A 24867-nucleotide genomic window follows, 5' to 3' on the forward strand; every position below is an offset into this window, starting at 1 on the left:
CTTCATGCGCTTGTACTTGCCGCACAGGCACTCGTAATCCTTGATCGGACCGAAGATGCGCGCGCAGAACAGGCCGTCACGCTCGGGCTTGAACGTGCGATAGTTGATGGTCTCGGGCTTCTTGATCTCGCCGAACGACCACGAACGGATCTTGTCCGGGGAGGCGATGCCGATCTGGATCGAGTCGAAGGTTTCCGGCTTGGCCACCGGGTTCGCGAAATTGGTCAGTTCGTTCATGTTGAACTCCTTAGCCCCTCCCGTGAAAGCGAGGGGTTGAGGTGGGGCTATCCATCAAGCCGCCACCGCAATCCTGTGGGGACAGGCCCCACCCCAACCCCTCCCCTGAAGGGGAGGGGCTTTGAAGGTCATTCCGCCGCGATGGCCAGGCCGTCCGCGTCGAGTTCGGGCGCCATCGTCTGCAGATCGACGTTGAGGCCCAGCGAGCGCATTTCCTTGACGAGCACGTTGAAGCTCTCCGGAATGCCCGCCTCGAACGTGTCGTCGCCCTTGACGATCGCCTCGTAGACCTTGGTGCGGCCGACCACGTCGTCGGACTTCACCGTCAGCATTTCCTGCAAGGTATACGCGGCGCCGTAAGCCTGCAGCGCCCAGACCTCCATCTCGCCGAACCGCTGCCCGCCGAACTGCGCCTTGCCGCCCAGCGGCTGCTGGGTGACGAGGCTGTATGGCCCGATCGAACGCGCGTGGATCTTGTCGTCGACCAGATGGTGGAGCTTCAGCATGTAGATGATGCCTACCGTCACCTTGCGGTCGAACATCTCGCCGGTGCGGCCATCGAACAGGTCCGACTGCCCCGACGAATCGAGACCCGCCAGCGCCAGCATGTCGGTGACGTCGCTTTCGCGCGCGCCATCGAACACGGGGGTGCCCATCGGGATGCCGGTCTTCAAATTCTCGGCCAGTTCGACGATTTCGTCGCCGTCACGCGCCTCGATATCCGCGGCATAATGATCGCCGTAGACCTCCAGCAGCCGTGCCTTGACCGCGTCAGGCATCGCGCCTGGCTTCGGGTTCGGATTGGCCTCGCGCCATTCCTCCAGCGCATCCTTGATCTGGTGGCCCAACTGACGCGCCGCCCATCCCAGGTGCGTTTCGAAGATCTGGCCGACGTTCATGCGCGACGGCACGCCGAGCGGATTGAGCACCAGATCGACCGGCGTCCCGTCCGCCAGGAACGGCATGTCCTCGGCCGGCAGGATGCGGCTGATGACGCCCTTGTTGCCGTGGCGGCCGGCCATCTTGTCGCCCGGCTGCAGCTTGCGCTTCACCGCGACGAAGACCTTGACCATCTTGAGCACGCCGGGCGGCAGTTCGTCGCCCCGCTCCAGCTTCTCACGGCGGTCGTGGAACTTGTCGGTGATCCGCTTGGCCGCTTCGTCATATTGCTGCTTGACCGCTTCGAGATCGCTCTGGACCTTGTCGTCGGCCACCGAGAACTTCCACCATTCGTGGCGGTCGACCTGATCGAGCAGGTCGGCGTCGATGACCGCGCCCTTCTTCAAGCCCTTGGGCACCGAGGTCGAGGTCTGGTCGAGCAGCATCTCGCGCAGCCGGCTCCAGGTCGCGCGGTTGAGGATCGTGCGCTCGTCGTCCGAATCCTTCTTCAGGCGCTCGATCTCCTCGCGCTCGATCGCCATCGCGCGCTCGTCCTTGTCGATGCCGTGGCGGTTGAAGACGCGCACGTCGACGACCGTGCCCGACACGCCCGGCGGCAAGCGCAGCGACGTGTCGCGCACGTCCGACGCCTTCTCGCCGAAGATCGCGCGGAGGAGCTTTTCCTCCGGCGTCATCGGCGATTCGCCCTTGGGGGTGATCTTGCCGACCAGGATATCGCCCGGCTCGACCTCGGCACCGACGTAGACGATGCCCGCCTCGTCCATGTTGCGCAGCGCTTCCTCGCCGACGTTGGGGATGTCGCGGGTGATATCCTCCGGTCCCAGCTTGGTGTCGCGGGCCATCACCTCGAACTCGTCGATGTGGATCGACGTGAACACGTCGTCCTTCACGATCCGCTCGGAGATCAGGATTGAATCCTCGTAATTGTACCCGTTCCACGGCATGAAAGCGACGAGCGCGTTGCGGCCCAGCGCCAACTCGCCAAACTCGGTGGACGGACCATCGGCCAGCACGTCGCCCGCCTGGATCACGTCGCCCACCTTTACCAGCGGCCGCTGGTTGATGCAGGTCGACTGGTTCGATCGCTGGAACTTCATCAGCGTGTAGATATCGACGCCCGACTTGCCGGCATCGACCTCACCGGTCGCGCGGATCACGATACGCGCGGCATCGACCTGATCGACGACGCCAGCGCGGCGTGCCGAGATCGCCGCGCCCGAATCGCGCGCCACGGTCTCTTCCATGCCGGTGCCGACGAACGGCGCCTCGGCCTGGACCAGCGGCACCGCCTGGCGCTGCATGTTCGAGCCCATCAGCGCGCGATTGGCGTCGTCGTTCTCCAGGAACGGGATCAGCGACGCCGCGACCGACACCAGCTGCTTGGGACTGACGTCCATCAGCGTGATATTGTCGGGCAGCGCCATCAGGAAATCGCCCGCCTGGCGCGAGGACACCAGTTCTTCCGAGAAGCCGCCTTCGCCGTTCAACTCGGCCGACGCCTGGGCGATCGTGTGCTTGGCCTCCTCCATTGCCGACAGATAGACGACGTCGTCGGTGACCTTGTGGTCGACGACCTTGCGATACGGCGTCTCGATGAAGCCGTATTTGTTCACCCGGCTGAACGAGGCGAGGCTGTTGATGAGACCGATGTTCGGGCCTTCCGGCGTTTCGATCGGGCAGATTCGGCCGTAATGCGTCGGGTGGACGTCGCGGACTTCGAAGCCCGCGCGCTCGCGGGTAAGCCCGCCCGGCCCGAGGGCCGAGACGCGGCGCTTGTGGGTCACTTCCGACAGCGGGTTGGTCTGATCCATGAACTGCGACAGCTGCGACGAGCCGAAGAATTCACGCACTGCCGCGACCGCGGGCTTGGCGTTGATGAGGTCGTTCGGCATCACCGTCGACACGTCGACCGAGCTCATCCGCTCCTTCACGGCGCGTTCCATGCGGAGCAGGCCGACGCGATACTGGTTCTCCAGCAGCTCGCCGACCGACCGCACGCGGCGGTTGCCGAGATTGTCGATATCGTCGATCTCGCCGCGGCCGTCCTTCAGCCCCACCAAAGTCTTAATGACCGCAAGGATATCCTCGGTGCGCAGCGTCGTCACCGTATCCTCGGCATCGAGGTCGAGGCGCATGTTGAGCTTGACGCGGCCGACCGCCGACAGATCGTAGCGATCGGGATCGAAGAACAGACCCGAGAACAGCGACTCCGCCGTCTCCAGCGTCGGCGGCTCGCCGGGGCGCATCACGCGATAGATGTCGGACAGCGCCTGCTCGCGCTCCTCGGCCTTGTCGGCCTTCAGCGTGTTGCGGATCCACGGGCCAGTCGAGACATGGTCGATGTCGAGCAGTTCGATGCGCTCGATCCCCGCCTTGTCTAGCAGTTCCAGATTCTCGGCGCCGATTTCGTCGCCCGCCTCGACATAGATCTGGCCGGTCGTCTCGTTGATGAGGTCATAGGCCGAATAGCGGCCGTAGATCTCCTCGGTCGGGATCAGCAATTCGGTCAAGCCGTCCTTGGCCGCCTTGTTGGCGGCGCGCGGCGAGATTTTCTGGCTGGCGGGGAACACCACTTCACCCGACTTCGCATCGACGATGTCGAACAACGGCTTCACGCCGCGCCAATTCTCGGGCGCGAACGGGATGATCCAGCCGCCCTGACCACGGCCATAGGTGACGCGGTTGTAGAATTCGTTGAGGATATCCTCGCTGGTCATGCCAAGCGCGTAGAGCAGCGCCGTCACCGGCAGCTTGCGCTTACGGTCGATGCGGACGTTGACGATGTCCTTGGCGTCGAATTCGAAATCCAGCCACGACCCGCGATACGGGATCACGCGCGCCGCGAACAGATACTTGCCCGACGCGTGGGTCTTGCCGCGGTCGTGGTCGAACAGAACGCCCGGCGAACGGTGCATCTGGCTGACGATGACGCGCTCGGTGCCGTTGATGAAGAAAGTGCCATTCTCGGTCATGAGCGGCATGTCGCCCATGTAGACGTCCTGCTCCTTAATATCGATGACCGACTTGGCCTCGGTATCCGGATCCACCTCGAACGCGGTCAAGCGCAGGGTGACGCGCATCGGCGCGGCGTAGGTGATGCCGCGCTGACGGCATTCCTCGACGTCGAACTTCGGCGGCTCGAGGACGTAATCGTCGAAGTCGAGATAGGCGGTGCCCGCGAAATCCTGGATCGGGAAGACGCTGCGCAGCGTCTTTTCCAGGCCCGAGACATGGCCGATCGACTTGTCCGACCGCAGGAACTGTTCGTAGCTCTCGCGTTGCACTTCGATCAGGTTCGGCATCTGCACGACTTCGTGGATATTGCCGAAAACCTTGCGGATGCGCCGCTTTGCAGTCCCGCCCTGGGTCTCACGCCGCGCCGTGCCGCCGTCGATCGCTTTGGTCGCCATGAAATTTTCTCGCCTTCAGCCGAAATATCGTGCCCGGAAACCTCCGGAGCGGAGCGTGCAAATACGCCGAAAAGCCGCGCGCATATCCATGCGGCGGCGTCCGGCGTCCAAGATACCACAATCCCCTATACGTCCGGTGCGCTGCGCGACGGCACGCCGTGTTCCGAGGATCGTGATTACGGCGATATAGGTCGGGGGGCTTGCCCTGTCAAACCGTCGCCGCCAGAAGCGCGTCGCCTCGCCGGAGTTGGCCGACCTTGAATTACACTAATGTTGTCAGGGTTGCGGGGGTCGGGATGCTGTCGAGCATCGCTGCCGCGCAAACCGATCCGCCCACCGGCGCGCCGACCATCCCGATCCCAGCGCCAGCGGTTATCGTTCTGCCCACGCCCGCTCCGGCGTCAATACCGCAAGTTACGCCGACCGCTGAGCCAAGTCCAAGTCCGACACCAACATCCACCCCGTCGGCCACGATAATGCGTCCCGCGCCGACCCCCGGGGCCAAATCGCGTCCAAAACCTGCCCGGGTGCCTGCTGCCGCGACGACGCCAGCGCCGTCGGCCACGCCGGTGTCCTCGGCAGCCGCCCCGCCTCCGCCGGTGTCGTTGGCACCATCGCAACCGAAGCGCAAAGGGGCAGACCTGCTTCGGTGGCTGTTCGGTGGGGCCGGCGTGCTGCTGATCTTGCTGCTGTGGCTTCGTTATCGGCGCGAGACGGGGATTGCGGTGGTCGAGACCAGCGTAGCGGAGCCGGGCGCCGCGGCGCTGCCTCTCGCGCCATCCGGCGCCTTGCTGAACGTGAGCCTTCGCCCGATCCGTGCCGGTCTAAACATCCTGACCGCGGTGGCCGATTGCGAGATCACGGTCGTCAACGATGGCGAGGCATCTGCGCGCTCGATCCGCACCGCGCTCCATCTGATCGCCGCGCATCGCGGCCAATCCACCGACATCGACGCGGTCAATGAGGCGCCTATCGTCCGCCCGATCCTGCCAGCCTTCGATCTGGCACCAGGAGAATCGCGGTCGTTCAGGGGCATCGCCGCAGCGCCGCTCGGCAGCTTGGCAACGATGCGCGCGGGCGGGCGCAACATGCTCGTGCCGCTGGTGGTGCTGAACCTCCAGCACCGCGACGATGCGGGCGCACAGCATCTGACGTCACAGTTGTTCGTGCTGGGTGTAGAGCGCGCGGACTCTCCGAGGCTCGCCCCCTTCTGGCTCGATTCGGTGCGGATGATTGACCAAGTCGCGGCGCGTGCCAGTGGCGCGCCGCTACGTCGCCGAATCCAAACAGGACTCAAGAGGTAGAGTAGCTATGAGAAAGGGACGACTCCGTTGCCGAAATCGCCCCTTATCTTTCGCCCAACGTCATCGGCAAAGCCAATGATGCTGATGCGGCTCCCACGTCGTGCCGCCGGGATTCGGCTTGCGCCAAACCCCGAATGCGTGTAGTTTTACTTGACCTCGACCGTCGCGCCAGCTGCTTCCAGCTGAGCCTTCAGCTTGGCGGCTTCGTCCTTGGACACGCCTTCCTTGACGGCCTTGGGTGCGCCTTCGACGAGGGCTTTGGCTTCGGTCAGGCCCAGGGCGGTGATCGCGCGGACTTCCTTGATGACGTTGATCTTCTTGCCACCGTCGCCGGTGAGGATCACGTCGAATTCGGTCTGCTCTTCAGCCGCCGGAGCCGCTGCGCCGCCGCCTGCTGCAGGCGCTGCTGCAACCGCTGCTGCGGCCGAGACGCCCCACTTTTCTTCGAGCATCTTGGAAAGCTCGGCCGCCTCGAGGACGGTCAGTTCGCTCAGGCTGTCAACCAGCGCGTTCAGGTCTGCCATGTCTATATTCCTTCGTTTGGATTGAATTTACGCTGCTTCGCTCACCGCTTGCGTGTCCTTTTCGGCATAAGCCGAAAGTACGCGTGCCAGCTGCGCCGCCGGTGCCTGGGTAATCGTCGCCAGCTTGGTGGCGGGTGCCACGATCAGGCCGACGATCTTGGCCCGCAGCTCGTCGAGCGACGGCAGCGTGGCCAGGCTTTGGATGCCAGCGACATCCAGCGCGGTTGCGCCCATCGCACCGCCCACGATTTCGAACTTGTCGTTCGTCTTCGCGAACTCCACCGCGACCTTTGCGGCGGCGACCGGATCGGTCGAAGAGGCGAGGCCGACGGGGCCGGTCAGCATGTCGCTGAGCGAACCGTAATCGGTCCCGTCAAGGGCGATCCTGGCGAGCTTGTTCTTCGAGACCTTGTAGGTCGCGCCGGCTTCACGCATCCGATTGCGCAGGACCGTCGATTGCGCGACGGTCATGCCGAGGTTGCGGGTGACGACCACCACGCCGACCTCGGAAAAGGTGCGGTTCAGTTCGGCGACGGCCACGGCCTTTTGAGCACGATCCATGCCATTCTCCACATTCTGGACACAGCCCATAAGGCTGCATCCGGTTACGAGCCGGAGAGTGGGAACACCCCCCGGGGTGTCCAGCGACAAGGGCATGGGCGACGCGGCGAAGCGCGACGGACCGGCGGGCGCAGGAGCACCGGCCGGCAAAATCCATTTCCCCATCTCGGCGGGCGGTTTAAGCCGGTGGGCGAACCCTGCGGCACCTGCTGTCTCGGACGGACCCGCCTGCCGAAGCCTGCGAGGTTGCGCTGCCCATAGCAGCCGCGGCCGGCAAGTCAATCCTGGGCACGCGCGGGTGCAATCGTCGTAACCTGCATCATCTATCCCACCGGATGGCCTATATTGGCGCTGGGCGAGCAACTTAACCACGTCATGGCCGGTCGCGGACATTCCTCTCAAGAAAGGTCCGACCCCATGTTCATGCGCGTCGACAAGCTGCAAGCCGATCTCCCCCCGCCCAAGGAGGCCGATCCCAATGCCGCCGCCGCGCTTCAGGAACTGCTCGGCGGCAAATATGGAGAGATGTCCACGCTGGGCAATTACATGTTCCAGAGCTTCAACTTCCGCTCCAAGAGCAAGCTCCGACCGTTCTACAGCCTGGTCGCGTCTATCACCGCGGAAGAACTGGGCCATGTCGAACTGGTATTGGCCGGCGTCGCGATGCTCAACAACGGTCCCGATGGCGACCACACCGGCGACGGTGGCGACATCTCCGGCGCCGAATGGGAGGGGATGAAGGACATCCGCCTGGCCGCGTCGTTCCTTTCGGGCGCAGGCGGTGCGATGCCGGTCAACAGCAACGGCCATTCTTGGAACAACGACTTCATCACCTCGACGGGCAACGTCATCACCGACCTGCTCCACAATTTCCACCTGGAATGCGGCGCAAGGCTCCACAAGCTGCGCGTGTACGAGACGCTGAGCGATCCGACGGGGCGCGAAGTGTGCGGTTACCTGCTCGTGCGCGGATCCGTCCACGCCCATAGTTATGCGCTGGCGATCGAGAAGCTGACCGGCGTCGATCTGAAGAAGATGCTGCCGACACCCAATATCGACCTGTCGAAGATTCCGGAAAGCCAGAAGTATCTGGACGAGGGCTCGCACCGGCGGCTCTATACCTTCAGCCCCGACGATTATACCGAGATGGCGGGCATCTGGAGCAACGACGAGGTCGCGCTGCCGGGTGATCCCAAGGGCAATCTGGAAGTCGTCTCCGGCATGCCCGACGGCGGCAAGATCGCCGAACTGGCGGGCGTGCCCAACGTATTCACGCCCAATTATGCGCCCGAGGAAATGTACGAGATCGCGAGCAAGCTGACCAAGAAGATGTGAGGGCAGGGGGCGGGTCGCGGCCCGCCCTGGTATTGGTGCAGGCTGAGGCGTGTGTAGAGGGATCTGGAGACTCACCTGTCCTTCGAGACGGCGTTTCGACTTCGCTCAATGCCTCCTCAGGGCGAACGGAAGATATTCGGGGCAGCCTCGCAGGACGAACGGATTAACCCTGGAGTCCGTTCGAAAATCCGCAAGGGAGCGAGTTTCGGCGCCGCCTCACAGCATCTCAGTTGATGATGCTCCAGCGACGGCGCCCGAAGTCATGCAAGCCGGCGGGGTTGATCCTCGTCGGTGGCTGTGGCGGCCGATGATGGCAGCAGAACCTGGGTCAGCATGTCGGCATCGAGCAGCAGCAGCATGTCCGCGCCGTCGGTCGGGTCCGCCCGGACGACAGCCTTGACGATCTGGGCATCTTCGCCGACCGCGGAGCGGCCGATGCGGTCGGTGTCGATGTCGAGGATGCCGCCGAGACTGTCGACCTGAAGGCCGAGCAGCCGACCCCGGCCCTGAAACACGATCACCGGGCGCGTGGCATCGGTAGCGAGTGGCAGCAGGCCGAGGTGGTCGCGCGCATCGAGGATGATGATGCTGCCGCGCCCGTGCGGCACATAGCCCGCGATCGACACGGGTGTGTTGGGGGCGGGGGCGATGTGGTCCGGCAGGATCGCCTCGACGATATCGTTGCGGTCGAAGGCGAAGCGGCTGTTGCCGATCGCGAACGTCGCCAGTTCACGGCGCGTTCCGGCGTCTCGCCGGGGGGCAGTGGCGGACGACGTGCGCGCGGGCGGCGCGGCCATGGCAACCGCGTCGTCGGCACCGAGATGGAGCAGCGAGACCGCGAACACCGGATTGCGATAGGCATCGCCTGGCCCCTTGTATTCGCGATAGCCGATGCTTGCGCCGATTCCCACCGCGAACAGTTCCCCGCCGATCGCGAGCACGCGCGCCAGTGGTCGGGCCGTGGCTTGGGTGAGGAGGTCTGCCGGCACCTCTAGCGTCGTGCCGATGACGTCGTCCGCCGCAGTGCTGGCGATGATACGGCGCTGAGCGTCCACGAACAGGCTGCGGCTGCCAGATGCGAGCCGCCCGGCCGCCTGGAACAGGCCCGCATCGTCCAGCATGGCGCGAAACTGTGGTTCGGCATCGAAGACGATCGCGATGCCGCCGACGGCAATGTGTGGAGCGGCTTCACGCAACACCGGCGCGCCGTAGATGTAGGTGGCGCGATCGTCGTAGAGCGGGCTGTCCACGAAATCGGAGACGCCGTAGAATGCAGTCTCGGCGCGTGCGGTGAGGCGCTGGGCGAGTTTGGGCGGTAACGGGGTGCCGACGAGCGCGCCCTGGCGGGGATCGGATACCGCCTGGATCAGCCCGTGCCTGTCGAACAGGATCAGATTGGTATAGACCGTGTAGAGATCGTTGATCCGGGTGAGAATCTCGGTCATTTCCGCCCGTGCCGCCTCGTCGATCATCGGCGTGGTCAGGATCTGGCGGAAGCGCGTGGTCAGCGCCCACCACCGGCAATCGTTGGCGCGTTCATAAAGATTGCGGTCCATCAGATCGACAGCGAGCGCGGCGGAGAAGGCGCAATTTTCGATCAGAGTGCCGATCGCGGTGCGATTGAGCGCACCGACCGCATCGGCGAACACCTGTTGCGTGCGGCTGCCTGCGGCGCTGATTTCCGAGAGCAAGGTACGCCGCGCGGCATTGTCGTCCGTCGCGGGATCGCTGGCGTCGGTCAGCCGCGACATGGCCAGCTTGCCGTTCCATACGGTTCGGTTCAGTTCCGCCTGAACCGCGTCGGCGCGCTGCGGAATACCGCGCACCGTTTCGGAGAACAGCCGCGGATTGCCCGCGATCGCGCGGTAATGCCGGTCGGCGAGCACGACACGGCTGTCGTCATTCTCCTCGAACGCGCCCTCCACCGGAATCAGCGCGCAGCCGCGCCAGCCGGGGCCGAGATAGCCCTGATAGCCCTTGGTCGTCCGGGTAGCGGCGATGTAGCGGCGGCCGGCGTGGCGGATGAACTGATAATCCTTGGCAGGATCGACCAGGAGCCGGCTGGCCAGCGGCAATTGCACGACGTCGCTGCACGCCAGCACCGCGCCGGAGGCGTCGAGGAGCGCGAGGACCGTCCAGTCTTCCGGCGCCAGCAGCTTGGCGAAGACGCCGTCGAGTTCGTCGGCGAAGCGGAACACCAGTGCCAGCACACCGAGGACACGTGCCGCCGGCCCGCCGGATTCGGCGACGCGCGCGGCATAGATGAGGGCCGACGCCCCGCCGGGGCTGAGATCGGACGGCGCGAAGGTTTCCAGATAGCTGCCCGCGTCGACCAGGGCGCGAGCTACCCAGGGGTCTGCGCAGAGAGCAGGTAGCGCGGCGGTGCCCGCCTGGGCACGCACCTTTCCTTCCGCGTCCATCAGGACGACGTTTTCATAGACCGAATATTTATCGCGATATTCGATCAGCCGGGCGTGAATCGCGTCGGGGGAGGGGCCGTCACCGCCCTTCAGAAAGTCGCGCAGATCGTCGTCGGTCGCCAGGAAGCCGATGTCGGCGGTGCGTTCGAACAGGTTCCGGATGACGATGTCGACGCTCACCTGGGCCTTGGCGGCGAGCGCACCCACGAGTTTGTTCAGGCTTTCGTCGCCCAGCGCCGCGATCAGCGCGGCGTTCAGGGCCTGAAAATCGGTGCGCGTCCGATCGACCTGGGTTCCAGTCTGCACGACGCGGCTGAGCACATCGAGCAGATCCCATTGCTGGCCCAGGATCAGCAGCGCCTCTCGCGTCGCCTCCACGAGCCGCATGTGCGGCAGGACGCCGTGAAGATGATCGGGCACATCCATCCCGCGATACGTCGCCACGCTTCGTAAACTCCCGAACCCCTCGGCCATTATAGGCTGTCCGGGCAGGATGGCGCGCCGGGGGCAGCAAAGATGCTGGAGAACCCTGTGTCGGCGCGGGCGATTGACTTGTTGGAAAAGCAATGCGCGAAAAGGCGCGGCATGGCCGACGATCCGCAACCCAGCCCCAAGCGCCAACCCAAGACCCGCCGGCCGCGGCCGATGCGCCCGGCCGCGGTGCAGGAATGTGCCGCATTCGTGCGTCACCTGCGGCAGACCGGCAATGCGCGGATCGCCGCCGAGGCGGTCGGGGTGAACGCGACGACTTTGTGGTGCCGCCGCCGCGATCACCCCGACTTCGCGGCCGAATGGGATGCGGCGCTCGTCTTCGCGCGGGCCGCGCTGGCCGACAAGCGCAGTGCCCCGGCCGGCGAGGGGTTGCGCACTGCGGGCGGCGAATATCAGATCCGGACGAACAAGCACGGCCATCTCCAGGTCAGCCGCGCGGCGCGCGGGCGACTGACGCGGGCGGGCGAGCGCGCCTTTCTGAAAGCGCTGGCGAGCACCGCCAACATCCGCCTTGCCGCACAGAGCATCGGCTTCGCGGTCAGCGCCCTTTATGAGCGGCGCTATCGGTCGAACGCCTTCGACGAGGAGGTGCGTGCCGCGCTGGCGATCGGTTACGAGACCGTCGAATTCGCGCTGCTGGCCTGCGCGCGGCAGTCGCTGGGGGCGCCCGAGGACGTGCTGGATGGCGGGGCCGAGACCTGGGAGGGGGGCACTGGCGTCAACCCGCTGATCCGGACGACGCCGTTCGAGGCGATGATCCTGCTCGGCCTGCACCGGCGCACGGTGAAGGAAAGCGCGCACGGCTGCCACCGCACGCTGCCCACCGCGACGCGCGAGGAGACTAACGCCGCCGTCATGAAGGAGTTGGAGCGCCTGGAGCGGCGGCGGCGGCGCGACGCCGGCGAAGCCGAAGGGGGTGGGCTATAGCCGGGCGGTATCGGCGACCTTGCGGAATTGATCGACGCTTCGGTCGAAATAATGGAGCCGGGGCGCCTCGAAGGTCATCATGTACAGCTTGCCGTCGATGATCGCGGTGCGGCCTTCGCCCTTGCGCGGGAGATCCTCGCCCGGACGGGTGTAGCTGTAGGTGAAACGCAGCCCTGCGCGGCCCGCGAACAGCGCGGGCTCCATCGCGTCGAGCGTGAACAGCGGCGTATTGAGCGCGATGCGATAGCTGTTCTCGACCAGCACGGGGACGTCGGTAATCAGCATCGTCGCGGAGACGCGGGGCAGGGGGCGGTTCTTCTTGTCGACTTCGCGGAACAGCGTCTTGCCCGCCGGAATGCCGCCGTAGAAGGTCAGGTCGTTTAGAGCATCGCCGTCGATCGTCCACGTTTCGGAATTGCGGCCAGGCCGCGCGCCCAGCTTGTTCCATTCGGATGGCGGCGCGACCGTCAGCGCCGATTTGGCGACCGCGACGCGGGTGCCAGCGGCGATCAGCGAATTGCCCGCCTGCGCGGGAGACGCGACCATGGCGAGTGCGATCAGGAAGGCGGCTGGCTTCATTTTACGTCTCCGGGGCCGATGAGCATGGACATGGCGGCGCGATCGGTGGCCTGCGGTGCGCGTTCCAGATAGGTGGTCAGCGCGGCGCGGCCCGCCTCGGCCTGCTGCGCGCGGAGCAGCGACACGCCCAGCCCGCGCCAGGCGATCGGATCGTCGAACCCGCGGTCGATCGCCTCGCGGTAGAATTCCGCCGCGCTGACGAGGTCGCGCGGGTTGCCGCGTTCGCGGTAGAGTTCGGCGCGGGCGAACAGCAGGTCGGGGGACCAGTCACGATCGGCGAGTTGACCCAGCAGGTATTCGGAACCGCCGAAGTCGTTCAGCTTGATCTGGTCGGCCAGGAACTGCGGCCGCCACGCACGCATCGCCGCCAGGAACGGGTCGACCCCTTCCTCGCCGGTGTCGATTTCGGCGCCGGCGGCGGCGCGCAGGTTGGCCGCGCGCGCCAGTTCGGTCGGGTGCGAATCGAAGAAGCCGGCGCTGTACCGATGGGTCACCTTGCGACGGCGGCCCAGCGCGGACGCGTCGGTTTCCGCCATCATCCGCTCCCACACCCGCGGAAACGCGGCGGGGCGATAGCGTGCGGCGCGCATGTAGCGCAGGCCCATCAGGTCGGCGTCGCTCTCCTGCGTGCGGCCATAGGAGAAGTGCAGGCCGATGAGCGACGTCGCCAGCGAGCCGCTGTTATACGGCGCCAGCACCGACGCCCAGGACATGATGTCGGTGGTGGTCCGCGCACGCTTGAAGCTCGACAGGCTGTGGCGAAGTTCGAAATGGCCGAATTCATGGCCGAGGATCGCGGCCAGTTCGGCCTCGTTGCGAACGCGCAGGAGCAGGCCGGTCCACACGATCATCGTGCCGTTCGGCGACATCGACGCGTTGAAGGCGGGCACGCGGACGATGTAGAGCCGCACCGCACGGCAGCGATCCTCACCGACCGCATGGCACAACACGCCGCGTACATAGGCGTTGAGCGCCGCGTCGCGGATCACCGCCGGCGAATCGCGCAGCGCACGCTCGTGCTCGTCGGCCTGTTGCCACAGCCCGCGTTCGTCCACGGTCACCGGCTGATAGGCGGCGGCATAAGGCGGCAATGGCGCGAGCGTCTCGGCTGTAGCCGGGGCGGGGAGAAGGGCGGTGGCGAGCGCGGCGGCGATCAGTCGGCGCATGCCCTATTTGCCCGCGATGGCGGGCACCACGGCGAGCGGCGCGCCGGGGAAGCCTTCGAGCAACTGGCCGACACGCTTCTGCGCGCCTTCGGGCGAGCGGACATCGCCGCCCATCTTCAAATCCGCGTTCAGCCAGACGAGATCGCCGGTCTTCAGGTCGATCAACCCGGCATAGCCCTTGTGCACGCCCGACGACACGCCCGCCCCCAGCAGCCCCGCCGCGGCGAACTGGAGCAGCTTGCGGCCGGTCGAGCCATATTGGTCCTCGGTCGTGATGAACAACGCGTAGTCCGCGCCCTCCAGCCCCGGCAGCGCGGCGACGTCGCGGCCGATCCCCCATTCGAAACTGCCTTCGCGCTTCTTGGTGGGCAGGCGGTTGCCCTTGAAGAACTGATACGCGATCACCGAATCCGCCACCGCCGAGAACAGCGCGCGATATTCGGCGGTCTGGCGCACCGCGTCGCCCGCGGGTTCCACATAGTCGGCGACCGTATTGCCGAGCTTGCCCTGCGCCTGGGCCAGCGCACGGCCGAGGTTTTCGCGCGCCTGATCCGTCCAGTCGGCATTGGGTTCGAACATGCCGCCCGTCGATTGCGCGCCGACCTTGATCGAAGGACGCATCAGGACGATGCGCGCGGAACCGGGGGGAAGCGTGAAGCCGGGCTTGTTCCCGGTCTTCTCCTGCGCGAACACCGGCGCGGCGGCAAGCGATACCGCCAGGCCGAGCGCGAGTGCGCGGCGAATCATGGTCATCTGGTCCTACCCCCCTCAACGGGCCTCCCCAGGCCCGGCACACGTACTTGTCGCAAAAGCGTTGCGTGATGAAAAGGGGGTTTCTTTCCTCACACCCCGGGGCGGATCGGCAGGCATGAAAAAAGGGCCGGGGATGACCCGGCCCTTTCGTCTCATCAACGGCGGCGTGCGCGTTGGGGGGTTAAGCGCCCGCCACTTCCGCGGTGTCGACCTTGATCCCGGCACCCATCGTGCTGGAGATCGCGACCTTGCGCACGTACTTGCCCTTGGCGCCCGAGGGCTTGGCACGGACCACCGCATCGACAAGCGCGTCGAAATTGGCGCGCAGGTCTTCTGCCGGGAAGCTCGCCTTGCCGATGCCGGAATGGATGATCCCGGCCTTTTCGACGCGATATTCGACCTGGCCCGACTTGGCGTCCTTGACCGCCTGCGCGACGTTCATCGTGACCGTGCCGAGCTTGGGGTTCGGCATCAGGCCCTTGGGGCCGAGCACCTTGCCCAGGCGGCCGACGATGCCCATCATGTCGGGCGTCGCGATGCAGCGGTCGAAGTCGATCGTGCCACCCTGGATTGATTCCATCAGATCCTCGGCGCCGACCACGTCGGCCCCCGCCTCACGCGCCTCGTCGGCCTTGGGGCCGCGCGCGAACACGCCGACGCGCACCGTCTTGCCGGTGCCCTTGGGCAGGTTCACGACGCCGCGGACCATCTGGTCAGCGTGACGCGGATCGACGCCGAGGTTCAGCGCGACCTCGATCGTCTCGTCGAACTTCGACGTGGCGCCCGAACGCGCCATCGCGATGGCTTCGTCGATGCCGTGCAGCTTCTCGGGATCGACGGTCGTGGCCTTCTGCTTCTTGCTGAGCTTCGCCATCGTCTTAACCCTCCACCACTTGCAGGCCCATGGCCCGTGCACTGCCTTCGATGATCTTGATCGCCGCGTCGATGTCGTTGGCGTTCAAGTCCTTCATCTTCGTCTCGGCGACCTGCTGGAGCTGCGAGCGCCGGATCGTGCCCGCGGACACCTTGCCCGGCTCCTTCGAACCCGACTTGATGTTCATCGCCTTCTTGATGAGGAAGGTCGCCGGCGGCGTCTTCGTCTCGAAGGAAAAGCTGCGGTCGGCATAGACGGTGATCTTCGTCGGGAGCGGCGTGCCCTTTTCGACGTCGGTCGTCTGCGCGTTGAACGCCTTGCAGAATTCCATGATGTTCACGCCGCGCTGACCCAGCGCGGGGCCGATCGGCGGGGCGGGCTTCGCCTCGCCCGCGGGCACTTGCAGGTTGATGTAACCGGTAATCTTTTTAGCCAAAACAGCCTCCTAGTGGTGCAAGCGGGCGCAAACGCCCTCCCACGGTCCGAATCCATAGCGTATGTGCGGTGGAAGCGCCGGCGCATAGCAGCGAGGCCGCGCGCGTGCAATGCTTGGCAAAACCGCGAAACGCCGTAAGGCCAGGCGCGCAGGGGCGGGAGCGGGCGACGCCGGGTTGCCGGGCGCGCCCGACCGGCTAAACCGGCCCGATGCCCTTATTCAACGAAAAGACGATCGCGCAGGCACTGGCGAGCTGGTCGCGCGAGCCGAGCGAGGCGGAGCGCGAGGCTGCGGCGCAATGGGCCGCGCTGGCCGCCGTGGAATTCAACGCGCAGAACGAATCGCAGCTGGAGCCGGAATTCAACGCGGTCGTGATGCAGCGCGTTCTTGGCTATCGCGCCGCGGGTTCGGACGGCGTCGGCACGATCAAGGCCAAACAGCCGATCGGCGGCGGCATCGTCGATCTGGCGCTAGGCGCCTTCACGGCCACCGCCGCACGCGTGATCGCACCGGTCGAGCTGAAAGGGCCGAAGGTGCCGCTGGACGCGATCATGGCGGGGCGGGCCAAGACCCCGGTCCAGCAGGCGTGGGAATATGCGATGGACGCGGTTGGCGCACGCTGGGTGCTGGTCAGCAACATGCGCGAGCTGCGGCTGTATGCGGTGGGCCATGGCCGCACCGTCCATGAGCGGTTCGACCTGAAGCGGATCGCCGAACCCGCCGAACTGACACGGCTCCAGATGATGCTCCATGCCGATCAACTGCTGTCGGGCGGGACCGCCGACCTGCTGGCACGCAGCGCGAGCGAAGACCGCGACATCACCGGCCAGCTTTACGCCGATTTCCGCAGCCTGCGCGACGACCTGCTGCAGTTCGTGCGCGACCAGCGCGCGCATGTCGGAGCAGAGGCGCGCATCACCCTGGTCCAGAAGCTGCTCGACCGTATCGTCTTCATCGCCTTTGCCGAGGACGGCCCGCTGCTGCCCGACGACAGCCTTCGCAAGGCGGTCGAGTTCCACAATCCCTATGACCCGCAGCCGCGCTGGACGCAGGTGAAACGGTTGTTCGACGCGGTCGACAAGGGTGCGCCGCCACTCGACATCCCGGTCTATAACGGCGGTCTGTTCGCCAGTGACCCGGCGATCGACGCGCTCGACCTGCCCGATCATCTGGTCGAACGCTTCCTGGACATCGCCAAATACGATTTCGCGAGCCAAGTGTCGGTCACCATCCTGGGCCACATCTTCGAACAGTCGATCAGCGACATCGAAGCGCTGCGCGCCGAAGCGATCGGCCAGGCCCCGCCAAAGACGACCACGCGCAAACGCTTCGGCGTGGTCTATACCCCCGATTTCGTCACCCGCTTCATCGTCGAACAGACGATCGGCCGACATCTGGCCGAGATCGCGGGTGCATTGATGGCCGATCATGCCGACGGCATCGACGAAAGGGGCGCGCGGGGCGGGGACATCGTGCGGTGGCGCGACGAGCGCGGCTATTGGCGGGCGTATCTGGATCGGCTGACGACGCTGAGGATCGTCGATCCCGCGTGCGGATCGGGCGCGTTCCTGATCGCGGCATTCGACGTGCTGCTGGCGGAACAGCGCCGGGTGCGCAACCGGCTGGGCGAATTGGGGGGCGGCATGTTCGACTATGCCGATCCCAATTCGGATGCCGAGATCATCACGCGCAATCTGTACGGGGTCGACGTCAACGCCGAATCGGTCGAGATCACCAAGCTGGCGCTGTGGCTGAAGACCGCCAAGCGCGGCAGGCCGCTGGAAACGCTGGAACTCAACATCCGTAGCGGCAATTCGCTGATCGAGGACAGCGACGTCCACCAGCGCGCGTTCGTTTGGAAGGACGCGTTTCCGCAGGTGTTCGAGGAGGGCGGATTCGACATCGTGCTGGGCAACCCGCCCTATGTGGCGATGGGGCTGATAAAGGACATCAAGCCGTATCTGGCGCGGCGCTATGCGGTCGCGGCGGATCGCGCCGATCTGTACGCCTATTTCTTCGAACTGGGCGTGCGCATCCTGCGCCCGGGCGGGCGGCTGGGCTATATCTCATCCTCCACCTTCTTTCGCACCGGATCGGGGGTCAACCTGCGCCGCTATCTGGCGGATGCGGCGGCGATCGAGACGGTGGTCGATTTCGGCGACCTGCAGGTGTTCGAAGGCGTGACGACCTATCCCGCGATCGTGACGCTGCGGCGGGACGGGGGCGAAGCGGGTGAGGGCGAAACGGGTGAGGGCACGCAGGACGACGTGCGTTTCCTGAACGTGCGTGCCTTGCCCGCCGATCTGTCGCTGGCGTTCCGCGAGGCGGCCGAGCCGATGCCGCGCGCGCGGCTGACCGCGGGGTCGTGGCGCTTCGAGGGCGACCGGCTGGACGCGATCCGCGCCAAGATGGCGGCGGGGCGGCCGACACTGGCGCAGGTCTACGGGGCGCCGCTTTATGGCATCAAGACCGGGCTGAACGAGGCGTTCGTGCTGTCTCGGGAAGAACGCGACGCGCTGGTCGCGCGCGACGCGCGGTCGGCCGATCTGCTGAAACCGTTCCTGATCGGCGAGAATCTGAAGCGGTGGCATGTCGAGAGCGACGATCTGTGGCTGATCTATACGCCCAAAAACCGGGTGGACATCCAGGCCTATCCCGCGGTGCGCGATCACCTGCTGCCGCACCGCGCCCGTCTGGAGGCCCGGGCGACAAAGCAGGAATGGTGGGAATTGCAGCAGGCGCAGGCGGCGTATGCGGCTCGGTTCGCGGCGAGCAAGATCGTCTACTGCGACATCTCCAATCAGCCCACTTTTTCCATTGATCGTTCGGGAGCGATGCTGGCGAATACCGCATATTTCCTGCCGACAGACGATGCGGACGTCTGTGCCCTGACCGGAAGCAGGGCGGCGTGGTTCTTCTTCTCGGGCCTGACGAATATCGCACAAAACGGCTACCTGCGACTTCGGACGGAATTCGTCGGCCAACTCCCTGTGCCGACATTCGACGGATCGCTTGCGGCACTGGCATCTGGGGTGCAGTCCGCAGCAGAACAAAGAAGTGCGATTATCGGCGCAACGCTCCACCGCCTCGCCGATATCGACCCGCGGATCGAACAAACCGCCGCTTTCCGCGCCTGGCCGGACCTGCCGCTCAAGGCCCTGCGCGCGCTGATCGCCAAGCGTTTCCGCGGCGTCGACGTGCCACTGGCCGAGCGCGACGCCTGGGAGGCGTGGTACGAGGGCAAGCGCGCCGAGGTGGCCACGCTCGGCACCCGCATCGCCGATGCCCAGGCCGAGATCGACGACCGCGTCTATCGCCTGTTCGCGCTGGACCCGGACGAGCGCGCGATGATCGAGGAGTCGCTTGCGGGGCGGTAGCGACCCGGTTCGTCATGGCGGGGCCGGGTTGCGGTATGTGCTTGGCCGCGGACCTGATGACGCGGGTGTGGAACGAGGGGGGTAGCGGCATCCCCCCTCGTTCCTCCCGCTCAATCCTGCGGGCATTCGCGCTTCCCGGTTATGGGCCGGGCGCCGCATATGCCGCGCGATTACCCCGGCAGCCAGTCGAACGCCAGCCTGACGTCGCGTGCGCGGGAATCGAGGCGGGACGCGGGCCTGGAAACGCCCGCCCGCGTCCATCATGGGTGCGATCGCAAGATCGAACGGGTTTCGGCCGAACGGGTTTCGATCGGGGGGCGGGCATCGGCGGAACAAACGTGTGAACTTGGATCAACCGCCGAAACCCTTGAGTTTCAAAGGCGTTTTGAGGGGCATGACCCAGTTTCTCCTGCGAACATGCGACCGTGCCGGGCGCATCCTCCATGACCGGAGCGTCGAGGCCGGCGACGTCTATGCCGCGCTCGCCCATGCCCACCGCTCCTTGCGCAAGATGGTGCACGGCGCGGGCGACGGGCGGGTCGATCCGCAGGGGTGTATCGACGTGACGGACCGTAACGGCTGCACGGTGGCGCGCCTGGTGTGCGCGGAGGCCATCGCCACGATGGCGAAGGGCCAAGGCTGGTCGCGGTTGCGCAAGGATCTGCCGGTCATGCCGATGCCCGCGCGATAGCCGCCGGAGCCGGCCACACCATTAGGAACAAGGGAAATCCGTCATGGGACCAGGCACCAGCAGCGACATCCTCGTCATCCTCTATGTCGCGATCGCGGCGACGCTGCTGATCGTGGCGGTCGGCTTCGGCGCGCGCAGGAGCGGGCGCTGGCGCGGACGGCGTGCGGGCCTGGTGTTCGCCTGCGCCTGCGTGCTGCCGATGCTGGTGGGGCTGATCGCCTTCGGGGGCGCGTCCGTCTAGCCGGCATCCGTTTTGCCCGAGAGGCGAGCGTTTGCCCGAGAGGCGGGTGGACGCGGGAGTTGATCCCGCGTCTGCACGTCGGACGGGTTCGCTCGCGCGCCCCGCCGGCCGGTCGAGCGCTCGAAGTCGGGCCGGGCCTTACTTCGAGCGTTCGACCTGCTCGAACTCCAGCTCGACCGGGGTCGCGCGGCCGAAGATCGAGACCGACACCTTCACCCGCGAGCGTTCGAAATCGAGTTCCTCGACGATGCCGTTGAAGCTGGCGAAGGGGCCTTCGAGCACCTTGACCGCATCGCCGATCTCATAGTCGACCTTGACCTTCTGCTTGGGCGCGGCGGCGGCTTCTTCCTTGGAATTGAGCATCCGCGCGGCTTCGGTCTCGCTGATCGCCTGGGGCTTGCCCATGCTGCCCAGGAAGCCGGTGACCTTGGGGGTGTTCTTGACGAGGTGGTAGACGTCGTCGTTCATGTTCAGCTTGGCCAGCACGTAGCCGGGCATGAACTTGCGCTCGACCGCGATCTTCTTGCCGCGGCGGGCCTCGGTGATCGTCTCGGTCGGCACCTCGATCTGCTCGACCAGCTGGTCGAGGCCCATGCGGGTCGCCTCCGCCATGATCGAATCGCGGACCTTGCCCTCGAAACCCGAATAGGCGTGGATGATGTACCAGCGTGCCATTTTTACTGCCCCAATTACTGGCTTTGCGCGATCTTGAGCAGCGCCCGCACGATCGCTTCGAAGATGGAATCCACGGCCAGGAAGAACAGCGCCAGGATGGTCGTCATGATGACCACCATCACGCCCGTCATCACCGTCTCGCGACGCGTCGGCCAGGTGACCTTCTTGCGCTCGGCTTGAACCTGGCGGAAGAATTCGGATGGGGACGTCTTGGCCACGGTCTCGGCTCTACCTTTGTTCGTGGACCGCGGGACATGAGGCCCCGGTCGCTGCCCTGCGGGGCAAGCGAGAGGAACCGTCCGCGCTGTCGGATGGATTGGGGAGATAGCGGCGGTGTGCGCCCAACGCAAGCGGCACCGTGAGGGAGGTCGTGCTACGGCCGGTTGTGCTGCGCACCCTCAGCGCAGCAGGACCAGTTCCTCCGCCATCGTCGGGTGCAGCGCCACCGTCGCGTCGAAATCGGCCTTCGTCAGCCCCGCCTTCACCGCGACGGCGGCGACCTGCATCATCTCGGGCACGTCGGGGCCGATCATGTGGATGCCGACGATCCGGTCGGTCTCTCCGTGGCAGACCATCTTATACAGCGCGCGCTCGTCGCGTCCCGCCAGCACGTTCTTCATCGGGCGGAAGTCGGCGGTGTAGACGCGTACCGTTCCCAGCTTCTGGCGGGCCTGCGTCTCCGTCAGGCCGACCCCGGCCATCGGCGGGTGGCTGAATACTGCGGAAGGGACGCAATCATAATCTATCCGCGTCGGCTTGCCGCCGAAGAAGGTGTCCGCGAACGCCTGCCCCTCGCGGATCGCGATCGGGGTCAGCTGGATGCGGTCGGTGACGTCTCCGACCGCGAAGATCGACGGGCAGGTCGAGCGGTTGTCCGCATCGACGCAGATCGCGCCGCGATCGTTGATGGCGACGCCCGCGCTCTCCAGGCCGAGGCCGTGGGTGTTGGGCACGCGGCCGGTGGCGAACAGCACGAGGTCGACCGTGATCGGCTCATGCCCCGACATGCTGACGGTGAGGCAGCCGTCGTCGTGCTTCTCGATGCCCCGAAAGGTGGCGTCGAAGCGGAATTCGAGGCCCTTCATCATCGAAATCTGGAGGAGCCGGTCGCGGATCGCCAGATCGTAGCCGCGCAGGATTTCCTTGCTGCGGTTGATGAGGGTGACGTGGGCGCCGAACTGGTGGAAGATGCCGGCGAATTCATTGGCGATATAGCCCGCGCCGGCGATCAGGATGCGCTTGGGGATGTCAGGCAGGTCGAACACCTCGTTGGAGGTGATGCCGTGCTCATGCCCCGGACATTCGGGAATGGCGGGGTGCGCGCCCACCGCTACGAGGATGGTCTTGGCGGTGACCTCCCGCCCGTCGCCCAGGCGCAGGCTGTTCGGGCCGGTGACGACGGCGCGCGCGTTGATGATCTCGACGCCGTTGTTCTCCAGCGTGGCGGTGTAGGCGCCGTTGATCCGGTCGACCTCTGCCATCACGTTGTCGCGCAACGTCGGCCAGGAGAAGGCGCATCGATCCGGCACGTCCCATCCGAAGCGCTTGGCGTCCTTTAAATCCTCGGCGAAATGCGATCCGTAGACGAGCAGCTTCTTGGGCACGCAGCCGCGGATAACGCAGGTGCCGCCGACGCGATATTCCTCTGCCACCGCGACCCTGGCGCCATGCGCCGCCGCGACGCGCGATGCGCGGGTGCCGCCGGAGCCTGCGCCGATGACGAACAGATCATAATCGTAGTCGGGCATCAGTTCACTCCGATATCGTCGAGCGCGGACCGAAGTCCGAGATGCTGGACGAAGGGGTCGAAATCGCGGTCGCTATAGAGCAGCGGAATATCGTCGACGATGCAGCGGGTGGCGATCAGCGTGTCGATCGTCTTGCGGATCGTGATGCCCTTGCCGCGCAGAAGGCGGTAGTTGCGGGCGGCCTGGACGGCAATCCTGTGATCGACGATCCTGACCGGCCTGAACTCCGAAAGTCGCACGCCGATCTCGGCCGCGGCGCCTTCATCGCGGGCACCTTGCAGAACCTCGGTCAGTACAAGGTCGCCGATGGCGATCGCCCGCTCGGATCGAACGCACGCACGTACAGCCAGCGTCTGCAATGTCACGCGCGCGGCGAAGAAGTCGATCCATACGCTGCTGTCGATCAGGATCACCCGTATTCCGGCAGCGGCTTGTCGGTGCGCATCTCGTCGAGATCGCCTTCCCAGCCGATCCCCCAAAGCGTGTCGAGCGCCTTCGATTGACGCGCGATCTGGACCATACGCTTCAGGGCAATCTCGACTGCCTCGCGCTTCGTTTTGGCACCGCTGGCCGCCATTGCCTCAGCGATCAACGTCTCGTCGATCTCGATGTTGGTCCGCATGTGTATGACTCCGCTGTTCCATACACATAAGCCCGCAGTCTGCCTCAGTCCAGACCCGCCCGGCGGATCAGGTCATTGGTCGAAGCGTCGAAATCGCCGCCGCCCTTCTCCGCCGCTTTGGCCATCTCCTTGCCGAGTTCGACGCCGAACTGGTCGAAGCTGTTGATCCCCAGCAGCACGCCGTTCACGAACACCCGGTGTTCGTAGAACGCGATCAGCGCGCCCAGCGTGCGCGCGTCGAGGACGTCGAGCAGCAGCGTCGAGGACGGGCGGTCGCCCGAATAGCTGCGTGCGGGGTCATCCGCCTGCTTGCCCGCCATCAACGCCGCCCCTTGCGCAAAGGCATTGAGCAGCAGCGCGCGGTGATGATCTTCGGCCAACGTGTCGAACGGCTCAACGACCGCGAGAAATTCGACTGGCACCAGATGGGTGCCCTGGTGGAGAAGCTGGAACACCGCATGCTGCGCATCGGTGCCGACCCCGCCCCAGGTGATCGCCGCGGTCGGACGGCCGACGGGCTTGCCGTCGACGGTCACACCCTTGCCGTTCGACTCCATCTCAAGCTGCTGGAGATAGCTCGGGAGCAGCCGCAGTCGTTCGTCATAGGCGAAGGGGGCACGCGTCTCGGCGCCGCGTACCTGCGTATAATAGAGGTCGGCGAAGGCGGCGATCGCCGGCGCGTTCTCGTGCAGTGCGGACAGGCGGAAATGCCGATCCATCTCGGCGGCGCCTTCGAGCAGTTCGGAAAAAGCGTCCCAGCCGAGCGCGAGCGCGGCAGGAAAGCCGATCGTCGACCACAAGGAATACCGTCCGCCGACACTTTCGGAGAACGGCAGGATGCGCGTTTCGTCCACGCCCCATTCGACCGCCTTTTCGGGCGCCGCGGTCAGCGCGACGACGCGGCCATAGGGGTCTTCCACGCCATGTTCGCTCATCCAGGCGAGTGCGGAGGTGGCGTTTAGGATCGTCTCGGTCGTGGTGAAGGTCTTCGACGCGATCACGATCAGCGTCGCGGCGGGATCGAAGCGGTCGAACACGTCCTCCAGCGCGATGCCATCGACGTTGGAGACGATCGCGACGTCGTAGCGCTTCTCCTCGCGCCCCAGCGCATCGACCAGCAGGTTCGGTCCCAGTGCCGATCCGCCGATGCCGATGTGCAGGATGTGGCGCACGGGGCCGAGGGCCTCGGCTTCGATCGCGTCGATCAGCGTGCGCATGCGGCTGTGGCTGGCGCGCGCGATCGCGACGCTCTCCGCCTTGCCCTCGCCGCGTTCGGCGGTGTGTTCGACCGCGCGGCCCTCGGTGACGTTGACCGCCGCGCCGCCGAACAGCGCCTCGCGCTTGCCCGCCAGGTCGCTTGCCTTGGCCAGCGCCTCGAATGCCGCGATGGCATCGCGGGTCAGATGGGTCTTGGCCCAGTCGAAATGGATGCCGCACACATCGAGGCTGAGTGCGCCCAGCCGGTCGGGATCGTCGGCGAAGAGTTCGACAAGGGTTTGCCGGGGCAGGGCTTCGATCGTCGACCAATCGGTCATGGGGTCTCGTCCTCCAATGAAGGTGGGGGGAAGAAGGTTCGGGCGCGTCGTATCGGCTGT

22 protein-coding genes are annotated in these 24867 nt (G+C 65.8%); 6 read left to right on the forward strand and 16 right to left on the reverse strand.

The features are described from left to right. Together VF643_RS03260 and rpoB are read right to left on the reverse strand one after the other, a co-directional pair. Positions 1–237, reverse strand: a 237-nt coding sequence (locus tag VF643_RS03260) for a hypothetical protein (RefSeq protein WP_331041937.1), incomplete at its 3' end; no start/stop codon positions are given. 128 nt (positions 238–365) lie between these two features. After that, positions 366–4547: a DNA-directed RNA polymerase subunit beta gene (gene rpoB / locus VF643_RS03265; protein WP_331041938.1), complete on the reverse strand. Its 4182-nt coding sequence runs from the start codon at positions 4545–4547 to the stop codon at positions 366–368. Between the two features lie 671 nt (positions 4548–5218). Here rpoB and VF643_RS03270 point away from each other — a divergent pair. Further along, entirely contained in the window at positions 5219–5851 is a 633-nt protein-coding gene (locus VF643_RS03270) for a hypothetical protein (protein ID WP_331041939.1), read from the forward strand. A 146-nt stretch (positions 5852–5997) separates the two neighbouring features. Here VF643_RS03270 and rplL read toward each other — a convergent pair whose 3' ends face one another. Together rplL and rplJ are read right to left on the reverse strand one after the other, a co-directional pair. Then, on the reverse strand, positions 5998–6375 hold the full coding sequence (gene rplL / locus VF643_RS03275) for a 50S ribosomal protein L7/L12 (RefSeq protein WP_331041940.1): 378 nt from the start codon (positions 6373–6375) through the stop codon (positions 5998–6000). A 27-nt stretch (positions 6376–6402) separates the two neighbouring features. Next, on the reverse strand, positions 6403–6936 hold the full coding sequence (rplJ, locus tag VF643_RS03280) for a 50S ribosomal protein L10 (RefSeq protein WP_331041941.1): 534 nt from the start codon (positions 6934–6936) through the stop codon (positions 6403–6405). A 417-nt stretch (positions 6937–7353) separates the two neighbouring features. Between rplJ and VF643_RS03285 the strand changes: the two genes are divergently transcribed. Further along, the gene (locus VF643_RS03285; RefSeq protein WP_331041942.1) at positions 7354–8271 is read left to right on the forward strand and encodes a manganese catalase family protein; all 918 of its coding nucleotides are present in this window, start codon (positions 7354–7356) and stop codon (positions 8269–8271) included. 260 nt (positions 8272–8531) lie between these two features. Here VF643_RS03285 and VF643_RS03290 read toward each other — a convergent pair whose 3' ends face one another. Then, positions 8532–11135 (reverse strand): CheW domain-containing protein, encoded by a 2604-nt coding sequence (locus VF643_RS03290; protein ID WP_331041943.1) that lies wholly within the window; start codon positions 11133–11135, stop codon positions 8532–8534. Positions 11136–11276: 141 nt separating this feature from the next. Here VF643_RS03290 and VF643_RS03295 point away from each other — a divergent pair, with 141 nt between their 5' ends. Further along, complete coding sequence (locus VF643_RS03295) at positions 11277–12110, forward strand: hypothetical protein (RefSeq protein WP_331041944.1); 834 nt, start codon at positions 11277–11279, stop codon at positions 12108–12110. Here the strand turns inward: VF643_RS03295 and VF643_RS03300 are convergent. The 5 genes from VF643_RS03300 to rplK all read right to left on the reverse strand — a co-directional run bounded on the left by VF643_RS03300 (position 12105) and on the right by rplK (position 15918). Next, the gene (locus tag VF643_RS03300) at positions 12105–12689 is read right to left on the reverse strand and encodes a hypothetical protein (protein ID WP_331041945.1); all 585 of its coding nucleotides are present in this window, start codon (positions 12687–12689) and stop codon (positions 12105–12107) included. The two genes, VF643_RS03295 and VF643_RS03300, sit on opposite strands and share 6 nt — an antisense overlap. Beyond that, positions 12686–13855, reverse strand: a complete 1170-nt coding sequence (locus tag VF643_RS03305) for a M48 family metallopeptidase (RefSeq protein ID WP_331041946.1) — start codon at positions 13853–13855, stop codon at positions 12686–12688. Before VF643_RS03305 ends, VF643_RS03300 begins: the two co-directional genes overlap by 4 nt. A 3-nt stretch (positions 13856–13858) precedes the next feature. Further along, entirely contained in the window at positions 13859–14608 is a 750-nt protein-coding gene (locus VF643_RS03310; RefSeq protein WP_414713784.1) for a hypothetical protein, read from the reverse strand. A 181-nt stretch (positions 14609–14789) separates the two neighbouring features. Beyond that, a complete protein-coding gene (gene rplA / locus VF643_RS03315; protein WP_331041947.1) occupies positions 14790–15482 on the reverse strand; it encodes a 50S ribosomal protein L1 in 693 nt (230 codons plus the stop codon). A 4-nt stretch (positions 15483–15486) separates the two neighbouring features. Beyond that, positions 15487–15918: a 50S ribosomal protein L11 gene (gene rplK, locus VF643_RS03320; protein ID WP_331041948.1), complete on the reverse strand. Its 432-nt coding sequence runs from the start codon at positions 15916–15918 to the stop codon at positions 15487–15489. A gap of 209 nt (positions 15919–16127) precedes the next feature. On the opposite strand from rplK, the gene VF643_RS03325 reads away from it, so the two are divergent. The 3 genes from VF643_RS03325 (at position 16128) to VF643_RS03335 (ending at position 20227) form a co-directional block, all read left to right on the forward strand. Then, entirely contained in the window at positions 16128–19295 is a 3168-nt protein-coding gene (locus VF643_RS03325) for an Eco57I restriction-modification methylase domain-containing protein (RefSeq protein WP_331041949.1), read from the forward strand. 394 nt (positions 19296–19689) lie between these two features. After that, on the forward strand, positions 19690–19986 hold the full coding sequence (locus VF643_RS03330; protein ID WP_331041950.1) for a DUF6894 family protein: 297 nt from the start codon (positions 19690–19692) through the stop codon (positions 19984–19986). 43 nt (positions 19987–20029) lie between these two features. Next, entirely contained in the window at positions 20030–20227 is a 198-nt protein-coding gene (locus VF643_RS03335; protein ID WP_331041951.1) for a hypothetical protein, read from the forward strand. 138 nt (positions 20228–20365) lie between these two features. On the opposite strand, the gene nusG is transcribed toward VF643_RS03335, so the two are convergent. The 6 genes from nusG to pgi form a co-directional block, all read right to left on the reverse strand. Next, positions 20366–20902 carry a transcription termination/antitermination protein NusG gene (gene nusG / locus VF643_RS03340; protein WP_331041952.1) on the reverse strand — a complete coding sequence of 179 codons (537 nt, stop codon included), beginning with the start codon at positions 20900–20902 and terminating at the stop codon, positions 20366–20368. Positions 20903–20916: 14 nt separating this feature from the next. Then, positions 20917–21120: a preprotein translocase subunit SecE gene (gene secE, locus VF643_RS03345; protein ID WP_331041953.1), complete on the reverse strand. Its 204-nt coding sequence runs from the start codon at positions 21118–21120 to the stop codon at positions 20917–20919. A 180-nt stretch (positions 21121–21300) separates the two neighbouring features. After that, on the reverse strand, positions 21301–22650 hold the full coding sequence (gene gorA, locus VF643_RS03350) for a glutathione-disulfide reductase (RefSeq protein WP_331041954.1): 1350 nt from the start codon (positions 22648–22650) through the stop codon (positions 21301–21303). Further along, complete coding sequence (gene vapC, locus VF643_RS03355; protein ID WP_331041955.1) at positions 22650–23063, reverse strand: type II toxin-antitoxin system VapC family toxin; 414 nt, start codon at positions 23061–23063, stop codon at positions 22650–22652. The genes gorA and vapC overlap by 1 nt, the downstream gene beginning before the upstream one ends. After that, positions 23060–23272 carry a type II toxin-antitoxin system VapB family antitoxin gene (locus VF643_RS03360; RefSeq protein ID WP_331041956.1) on the reverse strand — a complete coding sequence of 71 codons (213 nt, stop codon included), beginning with the start codon at positions 23270–23272 and terminating at the stop codon, positions 23060–23062. The genes vapC and VF643_RS03360 overlap by 4 nt, the downstream gene beginning before the upstream one ends. A 44-nt stretch (positions 23273–23316) precedes the next feature. After that, positions 23317–24807 (reverse strand): glucose-6-phosphate isomerase, encoded by a 1491-nt coding sequence (pgi, locus tag VF643_RS03365; RefSeq protein WP_331041957.1) that lies wholly within the window; start codon positions 24805–24807, stop codon positions 23317–23319. Positions 24808–24867 lie beyond the last annotated feature (60 nt).

It is taken from the genome of Sphingomonas sp. (assembly GCF_036387595.1).
Taxonomy (GTDB): Bacteria; Pseudomonadota; Alphaproteobacteria; order Sphingomonadales; family Sphingomonadaceae; genus Sphingomonas.